Genomic DNA, 22,808 nt, shown 5'->3' with positions numbered 1-22,808 from the left:
CACGAGAAAATCAGGCTAAATGTCTTTCATAAAGGCGATGAAAGACAAAACGCACGAGAAAATCAGGCTAAATGTCTTTCATAAAGGCGATGAAAGACAAAACGCACGAAAAAATAAAGCTAAATGTCTTCCATAAAGGCGTTGAAGGACAAAACGCACAAGGGTAGAGTCCATATCAATGCAGGATAAAATAGCGTCATAAATTTTGGGGAGGTACTTCCTTTTTTGCATCCTGAAAGCCTTACAGCTCAAGGGATGATATTTATGAAATTCATTTACTTCAATAAATATTTGATTTCCTTGTCATCTTCATATGGATTGAGTACATATCTGGCCGGAAAAGGCCTTTGTAGTATTCGATTAAATCACCATCCGGATTATACATCATCCGCTCGGTTGTTAACAGGTACATCTGATTGCTGATTTCCAAATTTTCAGCGTCATCATCACTTGGAGGCTCGCAAGAAACAATTTGTTCCGATTCCCAAAATTTGATTTTCAAATGGGATTCAAGAGTATCGTAAAGAATCGTCTGGGTAAGATCATAATTAATAAGCTGTTCCCCTAATGTAATAGGATAAAAATGTCTTTCTATGGCCACTGGTATTTGGTCTTTCAGCCTGAGTCTTTCAATGTAGTAGCACTCATTTTCATAATCAGGGATGTGTTTTAAATGTTCAGGTGCTGGCGTTTTTTTGCATTCCAGCAATTTAATTTCCAGATTTTTCGTTGCCTCCGTAAAACTGGACATTTTTAGCCATTCCTGCACAGGCTTGTTAGAGACAAACGTTCCTCTGCCGTGGCGTTTTTCCAAGATGCCTTCCTGAACCAGAGTGGACACCGCTTCACGCACTGTACTGCGGCTGACATCATACATATCCATTAGTTCACGTTCGCTAGGGATCTTTTCTTTATATAAACCGTCCAGTATTTGTTTTTCCAAGATGTTTGTCAATTGTACATGTAAGGGGATAGGATTATTTTCATCAAGCTTCACGAGGCATTCCTCCAAAAATTGTTGACACTACAAATAATTATACTAATTATTTCATGAAACATGAAATGAAAGCAAAGGTTTTTCCAGAAAAGCGAGTGGTTTTGAATGATTAAAAAACATAATGATCATTATTATAAATTATGATGTCGAAAAATTTGAAAATATCTGTTGACTTATAGATGAAAGCGCTCTATTATGAAAAAGAAGGAACTGGTACGGACGTCATGTTGTTTCAGTAATGTTTTTACACTGACTGGTACGGACATCATGTCGTCAATGACCCAAATCCAACAAAACGAAAAAGGAGCGTCCGAGATATGACTAAAGTTGAAACTGAATTAAAAAGCACCAAGGTTAAAATGACACCTAGCGAAGCAATTGTAGAAACACTTTTGGCGGAAGGTATTGATCAAATGTACGGCATATTAGGTTCGGCATTTATGGATATGCTTGATTTGCTTCCTGCAGCAGGTATTGAATTTGTTCCTGTCCGCCATGAGCAAAGCGCGGCACATATGGCAGATGGCTATACTCGTGTTACAGGAAAAGCAGGGGTTGTTGTTGGACAAAACGGTCCGGGGATTACCAACATGGTAACATCAGTTGCCGCGGCTAACATGGCTCATACACCAATGGTCGTCATTTCGCCATCAGCAGGGACCACATCGATTGGCTGGGACGGGTTCCAAGAATGTAATCAAGTCTCTGTATTTGAGGGTATCGTCAAAGAAACGGTTCCTGTCCCACATCCAAGCCGAGTGGCAGATTGTTTGCGGACGGCTTTCCGCATCGCCTATGCCGAACGCGGTCCCGTGCTATTTGATATTCCAAGGGATTATTTTTACGGGGAAATTGAAACCGAGATTTTGCAGCCGCATCAATACCGGGTTGAGCGTAAAGGATTTGGTGATACCAAAAAGCTTGATGAAGCAGTTGATTTATTGATAAAGGCTAAGAATCCCGTCATTATTTCCGGTCGCGGGGCTGTTGATGCCGACGCTATTGATACAGTTAAAGCGATTAGTGAACATCTGACAGCACCTGTTGCAGTGTCTTACATGCATAATGACGCGTTCCCTTGTGACCATGACTTATCAGTGGGACCAATCGGCTATATGGGTTCAAAAGCAGCCATGCACAGCTTAAAGGAAGCGGATGTTGTTTTAGCGATCGGTACCCGATTATCGGTGTTTGGGACACTGCCATGCTACGATATTGATTATTTCCCTAAGGAAGCTAAAATCATCCAAGTTGATATCAATCACCGCAATATTGCCCGGACACATCCAATCGAAGTTGGTCTCTTGGGTGATGCCAAAGATGTTAGTGATGAAATTTACAAACGAATATCTAAAAGAGATCCCAATCGCATCCAAAATGCAGACCGTCTGAACAAAGTTTCAAAGCGAAAAAACGATTGGGAAAAAGAGCTTGTTGACAGTGCAATGGTTGAAGGAAATCCGATGAATCCGAGAAGAGCACTGCTCGAAATTTCCCGTTTGCTGCCTGAGGATGCTATTGTGACTTCAGATATCGGCAACACATCATCGACATCAAATGCTTATCTTAAATTTACAAAGCCACGCAAACATGTTGCAGCTTTGACTTTTGGCAACTGCGGCATCGCATACCCAGCTGCCATTGGTGCAAAACTCGGCGAACCTGATTGCCCAGTCGTAGCCATCATGGGTGATGGCGCATGGGGCATGAGCCTTCATGAGGTAAGCACAGCGGTTGAGCAAAATCTGCCTGTGATTGCTTGCGTCTTTAACAATCGTCAGTGGGGCGCAGAAAAGAAAAATCAAGTAGACTTTTACAACAACCGGTTTGTCGGTGCAGACATCAGCGGTCCAAACTTTGCTGAAGTTGCCCGCAGCATGGGTGCAAAAGGGTTTTATGTTAATAGTCCTGAATCATTAATCGATGCGTTTAAAGCCGCTTTGGAATCAGATAAACCTGTTGTATTGGATATTCAGGTGGACGGTACGCAACTGGCGCCGCCATTTAGAAGAGATGCATTGAAAATGCCGACACGGTACTTAGATAAATACCAACACCTTGACTATAAAAACTGGTAATATACTTTTGTTTTAATTCAATAAGTTAGGAGGGATTTGTGTGAGTATTGATTTAAAAGGAGATAAGCTTGTGCAAACGGATGAAAAGCATCTGTGGCATGCTATGCACAAGCATGCTCCCGGGAAAAGTTCAATGATCGCAACGGAGGGACATGGCGCTTGGTTTAAGGATACGGAAGGCAAGGAGTATCTTGATGGTGTCTCGGGTCTTTGGTGTCTTAATTTGGGGCATGGCAGGAAAGAAATTGCTGAAGCAGCCTATAATCAGATGATGGCATTAAGTTATTTTCCTTTAACAAACAGCCACGTGCCAGCCATTACTCTTTCTGAGAAGATCAGCAGTTTCTTACCTCAAGACTACGTCACCTTTTTCTCCAATAGCGGATCTGAAGCAAATGAAACCGCCTTTAAAATTGCCAGGCAATATCATGCTCAGAATGGTCAGCCAGGTAAATATAAGTTTATTTCACGATATAGGGCTTATCATGGCTCAACTATGGGGGCCTTGAGTGCAACCGCTCAGGCGAATCGCAGGATGAAATACGATCCGGCGGCTCCGGGATTTCTCCATGTCCCACCTCCTTACAGTTATCGAAGTATGTTTGGTCCTGGTGAAGAAGGCGATTTAGCTGCTGCAAACTTTGTTGATGAAGCGATCAATTGGGAAGGAGAAGAGACCGTTGCCGGGGTTATTTTAGAACCAATCATATCCGGCGGAGGTGTCATCATCCCTTCACCCAATTATTTGAAACGCATATATGAGATTTGCCAAAAACATAACGTGTTAATGATCGTGGATGAAGTTGTGTCCGGTTTTGGCAGAACAGGTAAAATGTTCGGCTTTATGCACTCTGAGGGTGTTGAACCGGATATTATCACAATGGCCAAAGGCCTGACCAGCGGCTATCTGCCGTTGGGGGCGACAGCTGTTAAGGCTTCGATCCATGAATCCTTTAAAGAGGGTGGAAAAGATCATCACCTGCGCCATGTCTCGACATACGGCGGCCATCCCGCTTCATGTCAGGTTGCGTTAAAAAATATTGAAATTATTGAGAAGGAGAATGTTGTAGCAAGGGTTGAGGAGTACGGCAACACCATCTTAAGCGAATTATATGAGCTTAGCCAATCAGATCAAGTCGGTGAAGTAAGAGGTAAGGGCTTCTTGTACGGCATTGAAATGGTAAAAGACAAGTCTACAAAGGAACCGGCTTCTGATGATCTGTTAAATAAGATTATTGGAGAATGTAAAAACCGCGGTCTCATCATAGGCCGAAACGGTGATACCGTACCAGGCTACAATAATGTGTTAATTCTGGCTCCGCCTTTGACATCTACCGTTGAAGACTTAGAATTCTTGGTAAGTACAGTGAAGGACGTTATTTTCGAGCTGACAAAATAGGGAATAATCCGCTGGATTATTCCCCTTTTTAAAATATCGAAATCAATAAGGATTGATGGAGGTTTAATTATGAAGAACGGGCAGGAACCCCATTCGGAAGGTCTTAGTCGTTCATTGAAAAACAGACATATTCAGTTCTTGGCACTTGGCGGTGTTATTGGGGTTGGTTTATTTTATGGTGCGTCACAAGCGGTTAAAGTGGCTGGTCCGGCTGTGATTATTGCATACATTTTGGCTGGGGTGGTAGTGGCGATTGTGATGCGGGCATTAGGTGAAATGACGGTTGAGAAACCCGTAGCCGGCTCATTTAGCCGTTATGCAGGTGATCTTCTTGGACCGCGGATGGGCTTTTTGACAGGCGGCATGTGGTGGTTTTTTTGGGTTGCTACGGTCATGTCCGAATTGGCTGCGATTGGAAAGCTTATTCAATTTTGGTTTCCCGGCTTTCCCGCTTGGATTCCCGGGTTAATTGCTCTCGTTTTATTTACAGTGTCCAACCTGTTAGTTGTTAAAATTTTTGGTGAGCTGGAATTCGTATTTGCTATCTTAAAGGTACTTGCCATTCTGGCCTTTATGGTGTTTGGTGCATTAATTATCTTAACCGGGATCTTTAGCGATGGAAAAGTTGTCGGGCTAACCAACTTATGGGCAAATGAAGGCGGCTTCTTGCCATATGGGTGGATGGGCATTGTCATGGCCGTTTCATTGGTCATACAAGCCTATTCCGGCATTGAAACGTTAGCTGTTGAGGCTGGGGAATCTGATAATCCGATTTCATCTATGCCAAAAGCCTTTCGCAGTGTCACATACAGAATATCATTTTTCTATGTCGGATCAATTCTTATCATGCTCTGTGCTTATCCTTGGACAAATCTCGCACATGAAACGGGCAGTCCCTACGTGCTGTTATTTACACAAATAGGTGTGCCTGCAGCTGCAACCATTATTAATATCCTCATCATTTTCTCCGGGCTGTCATCATGTAACACAGGTGTTTATGGCGGCAGCAGAATCTTGTTCAGCATGGCTAATGATAAAATGATGCCCGCCGGCATAACGAAATTGAACAAGAACAAAGTACCCTATATATCGATATTTTCCACCTCAATTGCCATATCGATTGGAACGATCATTACTTATTTTTCACCTGATTATGTCTATATTTGGATCACTAGCGCTTCAGCATTTGCCTCAATTTTCACTTGGATTGTCATCATCGTTTTGGAGCTTATATTTAGGCAAAAAATTAGTAAACAAAACCAAACATTGCATTATCCGATGCCATTATGGCCGGGATTGCCTATTCTAGGACTTATTATGCTGGTGTTAGCACTTGGGTGTATCCTGTATTCTCCTTTAACAAGACTATCTGTTTTATCTGGCGTTATTTGGCTACTAATCTTAATTATCTATTACCAGCTGGCTATTGCCCCCAAAAATAGAGAGAGTATTAAAGAACAAGACATCAAGTTTGAAAAATAATCATTTCATTATTAAGGATGTGTTATCGATATGGGTGACTCAAATCGGCAGGTGAAAGCTGTTATATTTGATTGGGCAGGGACGATTGTTGATTACGGGTGCATGGCACCAGTGGTTGCGTTCAAGGAGGTCTTTCATCAAAAAGGAATTGATATTACCGTAGAAGAAGCAAGATTACCTATGGGACTGGAAAAGATGGATCATATTCGCACCATTCTTAAAATGGATCGGGTCCATAGGCTATGGCAGAAAGTGTATAAGCAGGCACCTAATGAGGACGATGTTCATGAGCTTTATTCTATTTTTGAGCCGACATTGGTTGATGTTCTGCCTCGCCATTCAACCCCTATACCAGGCGTAAGGGAGATCTTTACTGATTTAAGGAAAAAAGATATTAAAATCGGATCAACTACGGGTTATAGCCGAAAAATGATTAATCTCGTCGCCGATCAATTCAAAAAGCATGGTTTAGCGATTGATTCAGTATTAGCTTCTGATGATGTAACGGCAGGAAGACCTGAGCCATGGATGTGTTTGCAAAATGCTATAAATCTTCAAGTTTATCCAATGGCTCAAATGGTAAAAGTCGGTGATACGTTGACGGATATTCAAGAAGGGATAGAAGCAGGCATGTGGACCGTAGGTGTAGTAAAAGGCGGAAACGAATTTGGACAATCCGAGCGGCAAATAAAAGAGGCTGCACCTATTGAATTAGAAGCTCAAATTAAAGCGGCAACCAATAGATTTTATGAAGCGGGTGCAGACTTCGTGATTGACGATATCAGCGGGTTGACTGACGTTATAGCTACAATTAACAGGGGCTTAAAATCAGAAGTTCAAGCTATATAAAACCCATAATAACCTTTGATTATTTTTAGGTCCGTTGCAGTTTGGGACAAAACCCAATGCGACGGGCTTTTTTGTCTCTAAAAAATGTATGGAAATTAAGGTAACAAACACAAACCAATTAAAACAAATGAAACAAAATCAATTGACGTTTGTTTTAGTTTGTGTTAAAGTTTTTTGTAGATACAAGAAAGACTATTTAGAAGATTGCTAACACGGAGGTGATTGGCATTTAAATGTCATTGAGTTTAAACACTTATGACTTCCTTTAACTTAGTCGAAAACACAATAAGGGGTGCTGAAGAGGAGGCGGGGCACGATGACTGATCAATCTCTCAAATATGTAAAAGGGGTTTTTCTTGACTGGGCAGGCACTGTAGTTGATTACGGTTGTTTCTCCCCTTTAGATGTATTTATCGAGATATTCAAAAAACGAGGTATTGACGTCACACAAGAAGAAGCGCGCAAGCCAATGGGTTTATTAAAGTGGGACCATATCCAAGAAATGTGCAAAATGGAACGGATCGCAAATCTATGGAAGGAGAAATTTGGCAGGCTCCCGGAGAAAAAAGATGTTGATTCCCTTTATGCGGATTTTGAACCTATGTTATTTTCAATTTTGCCAAACTACAGCATGACTATTCCCGGTGCAGTGGAAATGGCAAAGAGTCTAAGAGCAATGGGATTGAAAATTGGATCGACAACTGGTTTCACACGCAAAATGATGGACATTGTTGCACCGGCAGCCGAAAAGCAGGGCTATGCCCCAGACTCGATTGTAACCGCCGATGAAATGCCGGCGGGACGGCCATATCCATGGATGATTTTCCAAAATGCTATTAATCTGGGCATCTATCCTTTGCAGCACGCCATTAAAATAGGCGATTCAATAAGTGATATTAAAGAAGGATTAAATGCAGGGGCTTGGACCGTCGGAGTAATCAAAGGCAGCAACGAACTTGGTATGACCGAAGAAGAAGTAAAGCAATGCGATCCTGACGTTCTAGCAGATAAGGTGGAGGCTGTTGGGAAGCGGTTTAAAAAAGCAGGGGCTCATTATGTCATCGAAAGTATTGGTGATATTGTCGAATTAGTTCCCAAAATAGATCTACGGATTTCCCAAATAGAAGGGAAGTAAACTTCAGCAGTTGAAACCGAAAGATTGTGTTATGAACCAATTGAAATAGGAAGGGGGAATACCGGTGAATGGACAAAATTATTCATTGGGGATGATCGAAACCCTTGGTTTTCCCGGGCTTGTCGCTGCTTCTGATGCCGCTGCTAAAGCGGCGGATGTAAAAGTTGTTACATACCAAAAAGCGGAGTCTGGGATTGTAACAGTCTACATTATTGGTGATGTGGCATCCGTACAGGCTGCGGTAAGCATTGGTGCATCGGAGGCGGAAAGGGTTGGACAGTTGCGTTATTCCCATGTTATCGCACGCCCCGATCAAGGTGTTTACAAATTAATTCGCCAGTTAACAGATAGGACAACAGAAAGCGTTGACTTGAAAACCAAACATTCGGAGCGAACAGACAACACGGAAGAGGAATTTTCAAATATTTCAAAAATGACAGTCCCTGAATTAAGAAAAATAGCTCATTCACATCCTGTTTTCCCACTTAACACACAAGAGATCAACACAGCCAAAAAAGAAGAATTGGTGAAACACCTGTCCGTGTTGGAACAGGAGAAAGGTGGCGATAAGACATGATGCTTGATAAAGATCTTTCATCTGTGCAAGAGGTAAGATCATTTCTTAAAACAGCACATACGGCGCAAAAAAAACTTGAAAAGATGACACAAAATCAGATTGACCGTCTGATCCAGACCATGTCAGATGCCGCCAAAAATCATGCCTATACATTGGCGGAAATGGCAGTATATGAAACAGGCTACGGAAAAGCAGAAGACAAATTAACGAAGAATTTATTTGCTGCGAACACGATTTACGATGCAATCAAAGATAAAAAAACAGTGGGTATCATCAATCGTGATGAGAACAATCGTGTTTGGGAAATCGCTCAGCCTGTTGGCGTCATTGCAGGGATTGTCCCTTCGACAAACCCAACGTCCACGGTGATTTTTAAGGCTCTAATTGCTGTCAAAGCCGGTAACGCCATTGTGTTTAGCCCTCATCCATCGGCAGCTAAATGCACATCTGAGACTGCAAAAATATTGCAGCAAGCAGCTTCTCAAGCTGGCGCTCCCGATGGTTTGATAACCTGTGTCACTCAACCGTCTCTTGCTGCTGCAAATGAGTTGATGACACATCAGTTAACCAATGTCATTCTTGCAACCGGCGGTTCGGGGATGGTTAAAGCTGCCTATAGCTCAGGAAAACCTGCTTATGGCGTCGGACCTGGGAATGTACCCGTGTATATTCATTCCAGTGCGGATGTACAAAGGGCCGTTCACCACATCGTAGAAAGCAAAACATTTGATAATGGAACGATCTGTTCTTCCGAGCAAGCCATTGTCGTTGATAAAAAAATCAAAAGAAAAGTTAAGGAGGAATTTAAGCGAAAAGGCGTTTATTTCCTAGATGATCATGAGAAAAAGCAGGTTGCTTCGATAATCTTGATCAACGGATCCTTAAACCCGAAAATTGTTGGAAAGTCGCCTCAGGCCATTGCGGAAATGGCAGGCATACTCGTTCCGCCATCCGCAAAGGCACTCATTGCCGAGGAAGAAAGTGTCGGAAAAGATTACCCTTTTTCAGTTGAAAAATTAGCCCCAATCCTAGCCCTGTATACGGTTGAAAATTGGGAGACAGCCAACCGGTTCTGTGAGGAATTGTTAAAGTTGGGCGGTCTTGGTCATTCCATGGGCATACATGCCGAGGATCAGCAGATTATTGAAAAGTTTGGTTTGGAAAAACACGTTTCCCGCCTAATTGTAAATGCTGGAACAACCTTCGGCGGCATCGGTGCAACAACAGGGCTGCAGCCGTCCATGACATTAGGGTGCGGTTCATTTGGCAATAACATTACCTCAGACAATATCGGCCCTCAGCATTTAATGAATATAAAACGGCTCGCTTTTGGCATTCAAGAAATGGAAAAAGAAGAACCAGCAATTCCAAGACAACAATCAAATAGCAATGTAACAATCAGCAAAGAGGAAGTTGCACAAATTGTAAAAAGTGTATTGCAAGAAATGCAATTTTAAAAAAATAAAGGGAGGCACAAACAATGGCAGGAGAAATGGGAGCATTAGGAATGGTAGAAACGAAAGGGTTAATCGGTGCAGTTGAGGCCGCAGACGCTATGGCAAAAGCGGCAAATGTCAAACTTATCGGGAAGGTTCATGTAGGCGGCGGATTAGTGACAGTTATGGTAAGAGGAGACGTGGGCGCAGTGAAAGCATCTACTGATTCAGGGGCGGCCGCGGCCGAAAAAGTCGGCGAGCTTGTTTCCGTTCATGTCATTCCTCGCCCTCATTCGGATATTGAGCTCATTCTTCCTAAATTGGAAGATTAACTTTTACCCATGGCTTTAATTACGGAATCTCAACTGCGCACCATGCTGAAAGAGGGGATTCCAAGTCCCTACCCTATTAATAAGGGTGACAGACTCACCCCCGCTGCAACTGACTTTTTAAAAGAAAGAGGTATAAAGCTTGATTTGCTTAGCACAATGTCTATGGCCTCTTCACATTTACCAGGAGACGCTTCAGGGAAATTAACAGTGCCGGTGGGCGTCTCCAACCGGCATATCCATTTATCCCCCGAAGATATGGAAAGACTTTTTGGAACAGGTTATGTGCTAACACCATTTCGGGATTTATCACAGCCAGGGCAATTTGCTGCAAAGGAAAAGGTCACCTTGCTTGGTCCCGATGGTTTGATTAAGGATGTAAGAATACTTGGTCCAACGCGAAAGGCCACCCAAGTCGAAATTTCAAAAACAGATGGCTTTCATTTGGGGATCCATCCGCCCATTAGATTATCTGGTTTAATAGAAGCTACACCTGGGGTCACATTAATTGGTCCAAAAGGCTGCGCTGTCTTGAATGAAGGTGTCATCGTTGCCAAAAGCCATGTTCATATGGGACCTGATGATGCAAAGCATTTCAAGGTAACTAACGGAGATAGTTTAATGGTAAAAACCGCAGGTGACCGTTCAGTTATTTTCGCAAATGTTTCCGTTCGTGTAAGTCCGGCGTACATTCTAGATTTGCATATTGACCGGGACGAAGCTAATGCGGCAAATCTTATAACCGGTGATAAGGTCTCAGTTATTGGAAAGAATGGGAAACTCCTTTCATGGAATGGGAGGTGAGGAAATGGATTTAAGAGAGACGGTCGAATCAATTGTCCGTGAGATTATTCAAACGATCAATAAAGAACGGGAACAGAAAGCCCAACCTAAGGTTTTGTTCATCTTTTGTGACAGTACAGCACATGAGGCCTTTCGAGATGACTTTATAAAGTTGAAAAATCACGGTATTTGCCATGATATCTTATTTCTAGATGGTGAGACATCATCATGGTTAGGTATAAATCATGTCGAGTGCCAAGGCGCCGGCAAAGTCATAGCAACGGATGAAAACGCCCCCGCACCAATTGAATTGCCAAAAGAATACGAAGGAATAGTTATCCCCGAAATAGATTTGGATAATGCGTTTCGGGTTGTGTCGGGTATGAAAGGAACGATAAAAGCTGAAATTATCTTCTCAGCGATTATGTTGAAAAAGCTTGTCATCATTGGTGAGGATAGTCCGGGAATAAAACGTTCCGATCGCCGATGTTTGAATACAGTTTCCCTTCCGGGTCCCTATCAAAAGCGGTTCCAACAATACGTTCAAGAAATGAAGGGATTAGGAATAAGGTTCCGAAACCAAAAAGGATTGATAGATACAGTTATTAATAGATTAAAGGCGGAGGTTTCAGAGAAACCGAATAGCTTGCCGGGTAAATTTAATAATAACCATTTAACATTTGGGGGGAAATTATTAACCGCTGGTTGGATTCAGTCACAAACCGATTTTCCTGATCAAACTATTTTCCTTCGAAAAGGAGCCATTGTCTCTCCTTTAGCTAAGGATTTGCTAAAAGAGAAAGGGCTCACCGTTCAAATTTTTAAGTAAAGGGTGAGCGTCATGCTAATAGGGAAGGTCATAGGGAGTGTTTGGGCCACACAGAAAGAATCAGGTATGGAAAACATCAAACTTTTGATTGTTCAACCTATTGATTCTAAGGGTCATCCTCTTATTGCTGCAGACCGAATAGGTGCTGGGGTTGGGGAACAGGTTCTCGTTACACGAGGCACTCCCGCCCACACTGTATGGGGTGAACAAAATGCTCCGATTGATGCAGCCATCGTCGGCATTGTTGATTCTTTGGAAATAAATGAGTAGGTCAAAAAAACATAGTGAGAGGGGAAATAAATAATGGACTTCAAGCACAGAGCCGAAAATCCTTATCTATTATTGACACCTGGACCGTTAACAACGACACCAAGCGTTAAAGAAGTCATGATGAAAGACTGGTGTACATGGGATGATGATTACAACAACCTTGTTCAAAAAATTAGAAAGAAACTCGTTCGATTAGCAACAACGAAGGAAGAGCTTTATACAACAATACTCATGCAAGGAAGCGGGACCTTTAGTGTTGAATCCGTTATTGGTACAGCTATTCCGAGGAATGGGAAGCTTTTGGCTTTAACTAATGGCGCCTATGGTAAACGGATTGTCAAAATTGCCAACAAGCTTCATATCGATACAATGGAACTGGATAGTGGAGAAAGAGCATTTCCGGATTTACATCAACTTGAAGAACAGTTAATGGCACACCCCGATATTACTCACGTTACAGTTGTTCATTGTGAAACGACGACCGGGATGCTGAACCCAATTAAAGAAATCGGCGACATTGTTAAGCGTTACAATAAAACGTATGTTGTTGATGCAATGAGCAGTTTCGGAGGCATCGAAATGGACATTGCTGACCTTGACATTGATTATTTGATTAGCAGCGCTAATAAATGTATCCAGGGGGTACCCGGATTTGGCTTTATTATCGCTAAAATAGATGTCTTTAAACAGTGTAAAGGCCAAGGAAGATCCTTATCATTAGATTTATATGATCAATGGGAAACAATGGAAAGTGATAATGGCAAATGGCGTTTTACTTCCCCAACTCATACTGTTCGAGCTTTTTATCAAGCTTATCTTGAACTTGAGGAAGAAGGGGGCGTGAAAAAACGTTGGGAACGTTATCACACGAATCAACGAAAACTTGTTGAAGGTATGAGAAAACTAGGTTTTGAAACATTGCTTGAAGATAAATGCCAATCGCCAATAATTACTGCATTCTACTACCCTAATAATGACCAATTCAGATTTCAAACTTTTTACGACAAATTGAAAGCAAAAGGCTTCGTTATTTACCCTGGAAAAGTGACAGACGTAGCAACTTTTCGTATTGGAAACATTGGCGACGTCAAACCGAATGATATTGAAAATCTTCTCAAAGCTATTGAAGAAAGCATGTACTGGATTAGTCCCCAGCCGCAATAATATTCATTTTTAACCAACCTTATATCATCTCAGAATGCGGGGCAACAAGAAGGGTAAGAGGTGTTATAAATGGGCATTGAGGTTGTTTTACTAAGATTAGGGCTTTCAGCGGTTTTAGGTATGGTGATAGGATTAGAACGCGAATTGAAGCAGAAACCGCTAGGATTGAAAACATGCATCATTATTTCAGTCTCAAGTTGCTTATTAACCATCGTTTCCATTCAAGGAGCGATCCATTACAGTGAAATGACGGATAATATCCGGACGGATCCCATGCGTCTCTCCGCTCAAATTGTAAGCGGCATCGGTTTTATCGGTGCGGGAGTGATTCTACGAAGAGGGACTCTTTCTGTATCCGGAGTGACAACGGCGGCCATCATTTGGGGGGCATCTGGTCTAGGGATTGCTGTAGGATCAGGATTTTACTACGAATCGATTACAGGTGGATTAATTATTTTATTTACGGTAAAAATTTTACCATTCCTTATCTCCCGTTACGGACCGAAAAAATTATCAGCTCAAGAATTGAAAATTTCAATCTTTATCAATGAAATAAATAAATTAACTGAGATTATAAATGAACTCAAAACCAATCAAATTAAAATAAAACATTTACGGATTAAAGATTTGCCAGAGGATAAATTTCAGATGGATTTAAATGTTCTAGTATTGGACCACTCCTATACAACGGATGTTTATTTTCTGATCCGAAACATTACTAGTGTTAAAAATGTTGAAATAGAAACCTATTAAATACCGCTTTCACAGAAAGAGACAAGTCACTCTTTCTGTCAGGCCTTTTTGAAAACGCTTGCACTCGACTTGGAGAATTATAGGCGGGGAAGGGAAATCCTTTTCCCGCCTTTTCGACAAATATCAAAAACAGAACCAAAATATGAGGAGGGACAGTATGAGCGAATCATCGTCACTAAAAAAAGGACTTAAATTAAGACATATGACTATGATTTCATTGGGAGGAACAATCGGCGCCGGGTTATTCGTTGGCAGCGGGGCAGTCATCGCAACTGCAGGACCATCATCTATTATATCTTATTTACTTGCAGGTATATTAGTCGTGTTTATCATGCGAATGCTTGGTGAAATGGCGGTCGCCCGGCCGGCTCTTGGTTCATTCGCCCAATACGCGAGGAATGCATTGGGAGATTGGGCAGGTTTTTCAGTGGGATGGCTGTATTGGTATTTTTGGGTCATTGTGGTTTCAATTGAAGCGACTGCTGGTGCGGGTATACTCCAGTCTTGGTTCTTGCATGATGTGCCGTTGTGGGTTTTAAGTTTGATTTTAATGGTTTTGTTGACACTAACCAATCTATTTTCAGTTCGTTCCTACGGTGAATTTGAATTTTGGTTCGCATCGATCAAAGTCGTGGCAATTACATTGTTTTTAATTGTTGGCGCCATATACATCCTTGGTCTTTGGCCGGGAACACACTTAAGCTTTAGTAACCTTACAACACACGGCGGGTTTTTACCCCATGGGGCAAGCAGCATGTTTGGCTCTATCATTACAGCCGTATCCGCATTTATCGGTGCGGAAATCGCGACCATTGCAGCGTCTGAATCGAATGAGCCGGGTAAGTCAGTGGCAAAGGCAACGACTTCAGTTATTTGGAGGGTTTTGATTTTTTACGTCGGATCCATTTTTGTTGTCGTAACCATTGTTCCTTGGAGTAATACCGACATTCTTCAGAGCCCTTATGTAAGTGTCATGCAGGTTCTCCATATACCTTGGATCAGCACAATTATGAACTTAATCGTCATGACAGCTGTGCTGTCGTGTTTGAATTCTGGATTATATACAAGCTCACGTATGCTTTATGCACTTGCTCATAAGCATGAAGCACCTAAGAAATTGCTAAATGTCAACCGGAAAGGTGTGCCCGTCATAGCCGTTCTCACATGTACAGTCGTGAGCTCTCTGTCAATCATTATGAGTTATACATCACCGGAAACAGTTTTCGCGTTCTTGCTAAATTCGTCCGGTGTTGTGGGGCTATTTATCTATTTATTAATTGCGCTGTCACAATTCAAGCTAAGAAGAAAATTAGAGCAGGAAGCACCTGAAGCTCTGAAGATCCGGATGTGGGGTTATCCCTATTTGACAATTCTTTGTATGCTTTCCATGGCGGCAATATTAGTATCCATGGCCTTTACATCGGAATTTCGTTCACAATTAATTCTTAGCTTTGTAAGTTTTGCTTTGATATTAGTGATCTACGTCATAAGAAATCTAATTATTAAGAGAAATGGAAATGTGCCGCAAGAGATCGACTTTAGTGCTAAAGAATAATTAGAAAAGCATCCTGGAAACAAGCAGGGCAACAATGACAACATGACGTCCGTACCAGTAGCCACAACTTAATAATAAAGCTCATTTTTGGAAAAGTCAATAGATTTGTCATTTTATAAAAGGAGTATTTGGAGGAAACCATTTTATTTTAAAGAGGGAGTTTTTAAAGATGCCATTTTTGGAGAAAAAGAAAAAGGCGCTAGACGAAAAGAGTCCTGTCCCTTTACATGTCCAGCTAACTGCCATATTAGAAAAACAAATAGAGAGTGGTTACTTTAATAAAAAAATTCCCAGCGAGCGGGAGCTGATGGAAACATATCATGTGAGCCGAAGTACGGTTCGTGTGGCTGTTTTAACACTTGTACAGGAAGGCATTTTGGAAAAGCGCCATGGCAAGGGAACCTTTGTATCGAACAAACCTGTACAAGGTTGGTTGAAAATAACGAATGACACTGAGAATAGTGCAGAACAGGATATTAAATTGCTTGACTATAGAAGAATATTAACGCCAGATCATATAAAATTGAAATTGGAATATGAAAATGAGTGTTACTATATTGAAAGACTCATGTTAACGGATCAGACACCAGTCGCGGTAGAAAGGCATTATTACCCAACGGAGGCACATATCAAAATAAACGCTTCTGGATCTGAACAAATCATTTCATGTGAACCGGTGAATAAAACGGATGCAGAAAATTTAAAAATAACCCGCGGTATGTACGTGCTCTCATCTGAAAGCATAATGTATAGCTCGAATGGTGATCTCGTTGAATACTGTAAAGGATTATTTCGTCCGGATTTGTCTCCAATCCATTTGAAAATGTCGCGTAATACCTTGACAAAATGTGAAAAAAGATATCCAATAGACTTGATATAAGCTAGTCACTATAAAGCTACATATGGACGGGGGAACAAAACGTGTCGTTACTTGGTGAGGAAAGAAAGCAATATATATTGAAAGTTCTTGATGAAAAGGGCAAGGTCAAGGTTAATGAATTGGCTAAAGATTTAAAGGTTTCAACGGAAACGATCCGCAAATATCTCGATCAAATGGATCGTGAAAATCGATTAAAAAAGGTATATGGCGGTGCCATTAAATCATCCTTTGACCTCATTGAACCTCCGCAAGATATAAGGGAAAACTTTTATTCCCTGGAAAAGAAGAAAATCGGCAAAGCCGCTGCGGAATTCATACAGGATAATGAGGTTATTATTATCGATGAAGGCAGCACAACACTGCATATCATCAGATATTTAGCCAATCAAAAAAACCTTACAGTCATAACTAATTCAGTCGCTGCTCTAAACCTGTTAATTGATTTTGAAAAAAAAGGATTGTACAATGGCACCGTCTTATTTATAGGCGGTAATGTGGATGCCAAAAACCTTAGAGTGTCCGGCTCAATTGCAAATCAGATCATGAGTAACTTTAATGCAGACAAAGCCTTTTTATCGCTTGAAGGTGTTTGCAAAGATTATGGATTAACAAGCTACAATTCTGATAAAGCATTGCTTTCACAAAAAATGATGGATTGCGCCAAGGAAACAACAGTACTTATGGATCACTCAAAATTAGGTGTTCGAAGTTATTATAAAATCGCAGATTTGAATAAGGTTGATCGAATTATATCCGACGAAATGCCTCCTTACGATTGGCAAGCCGCTCTTGAAAAAAGCAATGTAGAATGGGTCGTCGCAAATGAAAAAGAAGAATAAGTTAATTTACAAAAACCTGCTGTAAGATGAAGCGAATCATCCATACATCAGGTTTTTCAATTTTTCACCTTTTCATCCGAACGTACATTCTGTATGATATAATAATAGTAAAGTGTTTCGATACATAAATAAGGGGATTTTTTATGAAAGTAAGACAATCTATGGCAGATCTCCTTTCTGCTTTAAAAAAGAATGATAATATCGCCCATTGGCATACGATACCTGAACAGAAAGCAAAAATGACGCCCTTTCCAGAATATATGCACACAAAGCTCCGGGCCGCTTTGGAGAGAAAAGGCATTTCATCACTTTATAGTCACCAGGCTGAAGCGATGGAAGCTGCAAAGGCGGGTAAGGACATGGTTGCCGTTACACCGACAGCATCCGGCAAAACCCTGTGCTACAATCTTCCCGTCCTCCAGTCATTAATAGAGGACGACACTTGCCGTGCATTATATCTTTTTCCTACAAAGGCACTTGCTCAGGACCAGAAAAGTGAAATGAATGAACTCATCGATGAAATGGGGATTCCTTTAAAAAGTTATACCTATGATGGTGATACACCGGGGCAAATTCGACAGAAAATCCGCCATGCCGGCCATGTCGTAATTACAAACCCCGATATGCTTCATTCTGCAATATTGCCTCATCATACAAAATGGGTGTCACTGTTCGAAAACCTTTCATTTATTGTGATTGACGAACTGCACACATACCGCGGCGTCTTTGGGAGCCATGTAGCTAATGTCATTCGAAGACTTAAGCGGATTTGCGCGTTTTACGGCAGTGATCCCGCTTTTATATGTACCTCAGCAACCATTGCTAATCCAAGGGAACATGCGGTAAGACTGACAGGAAGGCAGATGCACCTCATTGATAATAACGGCGCTCCTTCAGTCCGCAAACATTTTTTATTTTATAACCCGCCGGTAGTCAATCAAGCATTAAATGTCCGGCGAAGCGCGACACTCGAGGTTAGGAATTTAGCGAAGGATTTTCTAAAAAACGGGATCCAAACAATCGTCTTTGCCAGAAGCCGTGTCAGGGTAGAACTTCTGCTAAGCTACTTGCAGTCAATTAATAAAGGGCGGACTGAGAGAGCAGCTGTTCGGGCCTATAGGGGCGGTTATTTGCCATCAGAACGCCGGGCGATTGAAAAGGGATTGCGGAATGGAGAGATCATGGGTGTTGTCAGCACAAATGCCCTTGAACTTGGTGTTGATATTGGACAGCTTCAAGTATGTATTATGACAGGGTATCCGGGAAGCGTTGCGAGCACATGGCAGCAAGCGGGGAGAGCCGGTAGAAGGCAGGATGAAGCTGTTATTATTCTGGTCGCCTCATCAAGTCCCCTTGACCAGTACATTACTCAGCATCCTGATTATTTCTTTGATCGCAATCCTGAAGAGGCACGAATTAATCCAGACAATCTCATCATTCTTGTCGATCATATTAAGTGTGCAGCCTATGAACTGCCGTTTAATGAAGAAGAGACGTTTGACGGGGTGGAAATACAAGATATTTGTCAATTCCTTAATGATCAGGATGTGCTTCATTTCCAAGCTGGCAAATGGTTTTGGATGAATGATGCTTTTCCGGCGACGAACATTAGTTTGCGCTCAGCATCGCAGGAAAACGTGGTCATCATCGATCAGACTGTCCAAGGAAATGTAAAAGTCATCGGTGAAATGGATCGATTTAGCGCGATGACGATGCTTCATGAAGAAGCCATTTACCTCCACCAAGGTGAACAATACCAAGTTGAAGAGCTTGATTGGGAAGAAAAGAAGGCCTATGTCAGACAGGTTGATGTTAATTATTATACAGATGCCAATTTGGCGGTTCAACTAGACGTTCTTGATGTCGATCAGGAGAACCCAAATGCCATCAACAGTTATGATGCGGCGTATGGCGAGGTTGTCGTCCGAGCACTGCCTACACTTTTCAAGAAAATCCGGTTTGAAACTCACGAAAATATAGGATGGGGCCCGATTTCACTGCCGGAGGAAGTCATTCACACAAGCTCGGCATGGATAAGCTTTTCTGCGGACCTTGTGGACCAGTTTGGCAAAGAAAACTTTGAGCAAGCCTTAATGGGACTCAGCAACGTTCTCAGGCATGCTGCGCCATTGTTTGTTATGTGTGACCCTGTTGACTTATCTGTTGTCCCCAAAATTAAGGCAACACATAATGAGCAGCCAACTATCTTTATTTATGACAAATATCCTGGGGGCATCGGATTAAGTGAAAAGCTTTATGACATGATGCCGCAATTATTGCAAGAGGTCAAAAGGATGATCGGCCGCTGCCCTTGCAGTTCCGGATGTCCATCATGCATCGGAACAGAAGGGGAGGGAAACTTAGGGGTCAAATCTTTGATCCTCAAACTATTAAAAGACCGGCAAAAGGATGAGTCAATGTGTCGTTAAAAAAACAGCTCGAAAGATACAAAACGCATCTCTCACGGGATACAAATGGCCTAACCCAAGAAAAACCCGCGATCCAAAAGGATACAGACAAACAAAATATTTATGATAAAGAATTGCTGTTCGCTGCTGAAAACCTGGGTGCCGAAATCAAAACTTTTGATGGCCAATTTGTCCTTGTGAGAACCGAGCAGTTCTCATTATCTGAACGCTTAGGTCCCTATAGCTTCGCATGTTTGTTCGATGTGGTTGCCGAATGGCAGAAGGATAGGGCCCCGCATCCGCTTTCGGCTTACAATAGAAGAGCGGAGGAGCTCTTATTTTTCGATACTGAAACAACGGGTCTTGAATCCGGCGCGGGACACATGATCTTCCTTATAGGCTGGGCCAAGGTAACGAGAGAAGGTGTGACATTAAAGCAATATTTTTTGCCTGGACCTGGACATGAGGCGGCTTTTTATCATCATTTTCTAACCGATTGTCATTCACTTAGCAATTTAGTTACTTTTAACGGGAAAGCCTTTGATTGGCCAAGAGTTAAAACCAGACACCAGTTCGTTAAAGACCAGGTGCCAAAGCTACCTGCTTTTGGTCATTTTGACTTGTTGCACGCGTCAAGACGACTTTGGAAAAGCCGGCTCGAGTCGACTCGGCTGCAAATGATCGAAAAGGAAATCCTAGGAATTAATCGGGATGGCGATATCCCAGGGCATATGGCACCGTTCCTCTATTTCCAATTTTTAAAGCAGCCAAACGCAGCATTAGTTGAGGGTGTGCTTAAGCACAATTTAGATGATATCAAAACATTGATTACTCTTTACGTTCATTTATCATGCAAAATTCTTCGGCCTTTTGATGCGGATGAGCGTGAGCTGTTTGAAATCGGCCGTTGGCACCAAAGTCTTAGAAATGATCAGAAAGCGATCGAAACATTTGAACAGCTGCTAGGGTCTCAGTCATTGCTTGGATCTCAAGCTAAGAAAAGCCTTGCCGCACTTTACAAAAAAAGAGGGCGCTACAAAGAAGCGCTCAGTTTGTACGAAGAATGTATACGCGAAGGGAAAATGAGAGACCCCGCATTGTATATAGAAGCCGCAAAGCTGCTCGAGCATCAATTTAAAGATATCGAACATGCCCTTCATTACACTAAAGAGGCATTACAGGAACTTGGAAGAATGCAGGTTCTTCTTAAAGAAAAGCAAGAAACCGAAAAAGAAAAGATTCTTCATAGGTATGAACGGTTAAAAGCGAAAAGGATTTGATATACCGGGAAGTTGGTCATGATTATTCCCCGGGCAAGCGCAAAAATCACTATTTTTCAGCAATCACACACAATTTTTTTACTATTTTTGATAAAAAATAACTTTTATCGACAACCGCAGCCATGTAAAATAATAAGAGATCGTGTAAACCAAATATAGTGTTGAATCGTCTTATAAGTGCAAAGTAATTTTTCGCGAGGTGTAAAGCATGACCAAAGTATTAATGTTCCTTTTTTTTGTAATGATTGGTGCGGTCTTTGTCGTAATGAATTCAGTTTGACAAAATTTTGACATCATAAATTAAAATCTTGTTCGAAGAATATAAAGGGTGTGGTCTCATGAATCAGACCCGGGTATTTGCTGTAACAGGCTATAAGCCAAATGAGCTTGGTATCTTTTCAGTTAAACACCCAGGTATTGAAATTATTAAGCATACTTTGCGATCACGAATCATACAACTTATCCAAGAAGGTGTTGAATGGTTTCTTGTCAGCGGCCAGCCGGGTGTCGAATTATGGGCTGCAGAGGTTTTATTACAGCTGAAAAATGAAGACTACCCGGCAAAACTAGGAGTTCTAATGCCCTTTTTGGAACAGGAAGCAAGGTGGCCTGAACCTGTTAAACAAAGCTATTATGATGTTCTCGCTAAAGCGGACTTTGTTGAAGCCATTACCAAAAGGCCTTACGAACATCCTGCACAATTACGTCAAAAAAATGATTTTATCGTTCGCAAGGCGGACGGCCTGCTTGTTATTTATGATGAAGAAAGCCCTGGTTCACCTGAATACTTTTTGGGACCAGCCAGAAGGAAAGCGGAACACAGTGATTTCACTATCATAACAATTAACCGATTCGATATTGACCTTGCTGCCCAAGAAGTAATGGAACAGGATCCGGATTATTGGGCGCACCCTTAATTGACAATCCTTCTTAAATTTGAAAAAATAAAAGGCATAGTGACGCGTAACTAGAGGTGATGTTCATGGAAAATAAGATTAGCCAGTTTACCAGTCAAGATATCTTGGACAAAGAATTTAAAACAGGACTTCGCGGCTACCAGCCGGAAGAGGTCGATAAGTTTTTGGACGACATCATTAAAGATTATCAAGCCTTTAATAAAGAAATCTCGCGGCTTCAACAGGAAAATCAGCGCCTAAAACAAGATATGTCAAGCCCCAAGCCTGAACAGCGCCGTCCTTTGGCCACACAGGGACAAACGAATTATGATATTTTAAAACGACTGTCTAATCTCGAAAAGCATGTATTTGGCAGCCGTTTAAGCGATTAGAAGACATTCTTTGGCTTGACATTTGTTTTGAAAAGTGTATAATTGTACTTTGTGATGCATTATTCAACGTTTGGGTAATCGCTGTAGCTGCCTTTCGCGGCTATAGAGGAAAGTCCATGCTCGCACGATCTGAGATGGTCGTAGTGTTCGTGCCTAGTGAAAAGATAAGCTAGGGTAGTCCGGCTATTGCTGGACTAACGGCAAGAGAAACGCCTAAGTCTATTGATATGGCCGAGTATCTTTGAAAGTGCCACAGTGACGGAGTTCTGCCGGAAACGGACGGAAGTGGAACGAGGTAAACCCCGCGAGCGAGAAACTCAAATTTGGTAGAGGAACTCTCCTGAAGGAAATGAACGGACGGAGGGACAGGCTAATCAGCCCTGTAGATAGATGATTACCGCCGCTGTACGAGGACGTCTCGTCCGCTTTAGTACAATGGAACAGAACATGGCTTACAAAACAAGAATAATGCACTGC

General features: G+C 41.8%; 21 protein-coding genes and 1 other RNA gene. 21 read left to right on the top strand and 1 reads right to left on the bottom strand.

All coding sequences use genetic code 11. From position 1 onward, the window contains the following. Positions 1-280: 280 nt before the first annotated feature. Entirely contained in the window at positions 281-997 is a 717-nt protein-coding gene (locus EV207_RS01885; protein WP_132743079.1) for a GntR family transcriptional regulator, read from the bottom strand. A gap of 317 nt (positions 998-1,314) precedes the next feature. Here EV207_RS01885 and xsc point away from each other — a divergent pair, with 317 nt between their 5' ends. The 21 genes from xsc to rnpB all read left to right on the top strand — a co-directional run bounded on the left by xsc (position 1,315) and on the right by rnpB (position 22,791). After that, positions 1,315-3,075 (top strand): sulfoacetaldehyde acetyltransferase, encoded by a 1,761-nt coding sequence (gene xsc, locus EV207_RS01880; RefSeq protein ID WP_132743077.1) that lies wholly within the window; start codon positions 1,315-1,317, stop codon positions 3,073-3,075. 40 nt (positions 3,076-3,115) lie between these two features. Then, positions 3,116-4,474 (top strand): aminotransferase, encoded by a 1,359-nt coding sequence (locus tag EV207_RS01875; protein WP_132743075.1) that lies wholly within the window; start codon positions 3,116-3,118, stop codon positions 4,472-4,474. Between the two features lie 69 nt (positions 4,475-4,543). After that, entirely contained in the window at positions 4,544-5,956 is a 1,413-nt protein-coding gene (locus EV207_RS01870; RefSeq protein WP_132743073.1) for an amino acid permease, read from the top strand. A 30-nt stretch (positions 5,957-5,986) separates the two neighbouring features. Further along, complete coding sequence (gene phnX, locus EV207_RS01865) at positions 5,987-6,805, top strand: phosphonoacetaldehyde hydrolase (RefSeq protein WP_132743071.1); 819 nt, start codon at positions 5,987-5,989, stop codon at positions 6,803-6,805. A 316-nt stretch (positions 6,806-7,121) separates the two neighbouring features. Continuing rightward, the gene (gene phnX / locus EV207_RS01860; RefSeq protein ID WP_132743069.1) at positions 7,122-7,940 is read left to right on the top strand and encodes a phosphonoacetaldehyde hydrolase; all 819 of its coding nucleotides are present in this window, start codon (positions 7,122-7,124) and stop codon (positions 7,938-7,940) included. A 64-nt stretch (positions 7,941-8,004) separates the two neighbouring features. Continuing rightward, entirely contained in the window at positions 8,005-8,517 is a 513-nt protein-coding gene (locus EV207_RS01855; RefSeq protein ID WP_243646912.1) for a BMC domain-containing protein, read from the top strand. Beyond that, complete coding sequence (locus tag EV207_RS01850) at positions 8,514-9,974, top strand: acetaldehyde dehydrogenase (acetylating) (RefSeq protein ID WP_132743067.1); 1,461 nt, start codon at positions 8,514-8,516, stop codon at positions 9,972-9,974. The genes EV207_RS01855 and EV207_RS01850 overlap by 4 nt, the downstream gene beginning before the upstream one ends. Before the next feature lie 23 nt (positions 9,975-9,997). Next, on the top strand, positions 9,998-10,285 hold the full coding sequence (locus EV207_RS01845; protein ID WP_132743065.1) for a BMC domain-containing protein: 288 nt from the start codon (positions 9,998-10,000) through the stop codon (positions 10,283-10,285). A gap of 9 nt (positions 10,286-10,294) precedes the next feature. Next, the gene (pduL, locus tag EV207_RS01840; protein ID WP_132743063.1) at positions 10,295-11,086 is read left to right on the top strand and encodes a phosphate propanoyltransferase; all 792 of its coding nucleotides are present in this window, start codon (positions 10,295-10,297) and stop codon (positions 11,084-11,086) included. 4 nt (positions 11,087-11,090) lie between these two features. Then, positions 11,091-11,894, top strand: coding sequence for a hypothetical protein (locus EV207_RS01835; protein ID WP_132743061.1), 804 nt, complete (start codon positions 11,091-11,093; stop codon positions 11,892-11,894). 12 nt (positions 11,895-11,906) lie between these two features. Next, on the top strand, positions 11,907-12,164 hold the full coding sequence (locus EV207_RS01830) for a EutN/CcmL family microcompartment protein (protein ID WP_132743058.1): 258 nt from the start codon (positions 11,907-11,909) through the stop codon (positions 12,162-12,164). Between the two features lie 33 nt (positions 12,165-12,197). Then, positions 12,198-13,328: a 2-aminoethylphosphonate--pyruvate transaminase gene (phnW, locus tag EV207_RS01825; protein WP_132743056.1), complete on the top strand. Its 1,131-nt coding sequence runs from the start codon at positions 12,198-12,200 to the stop codon at positions 13,326-13,328. 69 nt (positions 13,329-13,397) lie between these two features. After that, entirely contained in the window at positions 13,398-14,081 is a 684-nt protein-coding gene (locus EV207_RS01820) for an MgtC/SapB family protein (protein WP_132743054.1), read from the top strand. A 157-nt stretch (positions 14,082-14,238) separates the two neighbouring features. Then, entirely contained in the window at positions 14,239-15,636 is a 1,398-nt protein-coding gene (locus EV207_RS01815) for an amino acid permease (RefSeq protein ID WP_243646911.1), read from the top strand. Positions 15,637-15,805: 169 nt separating this feature from the next. Next, positions 15,806-16,516: a GntR family transcriptional regulator gene (locus EV207_RS01810; protein ID WP_132743050.1), complete on the top strand. Its 711-nt coding sequence runs from the start codon at positions 15,806-15,808 to the stop codon at positions 16,514-16,516. A gap of 41 nt (positions 16,517-16,557) precedes the next feature. Further along, positions 16,558-17,355, top strand: a complete 798-nt coding sequence (locus tag EV207_RS01805) for a DeoR/GlpR family DNA-binding transcription regulator (protein ID WP_132743048.1) — start codon at positions 16,558-16,560, stop codon at positions 17,353-17,355. A 143-nt stretch (positions 17,356-17,498) separates the two neighbouring features. Continuing rightward, positions 17,499-19,784 carry a DEAD/DEAH box helicase gene (locus EV207_RS01800; protein ID WP_132743045.1) on the top strand — a complete coding sequence of 762 codons (2,286 nt, stop codon included), beginning with the start codon at positions 17,499-17,501 and terminating at the stop codon, positions 19,782-19,784. Then, on the top strand, positions 19,775-21,043 hold the full coding sequence (locus tag EV207_RS01795; protein WP_132743043.1) for a ribonuclease H-like domain-containing protein: 1,269 nt from the start codon (positions 19,775-19,777) through the stop codon (positions 21,041-21,043). The genes EV207_RS01800 and EV207_RS01795 overlap by 10 nt, the downstream gene beginning before the upstream one ends. Before the next feature lie 338 nt (positions 21,044-21,381). Next, entirely contained in the window at positions 21,382-21,960 is a 579-nt protein-coding gene (locus EV207_RS01790; protein WP_132743041.1) for an SLOG family protein, read from the top strand. A 65-nt stretch (positions 21,961-22,025) separates the two neighbouring features. Further along, entirely contained in the window at positions 22,026-22,331 is a 306-nt protein-coding gene (gpsB, locus tag EV207_RS01785; RefSeq protein ID WP_132743039.1) for a cell division regulator GpsB, read from the top strand. Between the two features lie 66 nt (positions 22,332-22,397). Next, an RNA gene (gene rnpB, locus EV207_RS01780) (RNase P RNA component class B) lies at positions 22,398-22,791 on the top strand. Positions 22,792-22,808: the final 17 nt, after the last annotated feature.

The sequence above is a fragment of the Scopulibacillus darangshiensis genome (assembly GCF_004341035.1).
GTDB classification, from domain to species: domain Bacteria; phylum Bacillota; class Bacilli; order Bacillales; family Sporolactobacillaceae; genus Scopulibacillus; species Scopulibacillus darangshiensis.
This window is presented reverse-complemented; position numbering and strand designations above follow the sequence as displayed.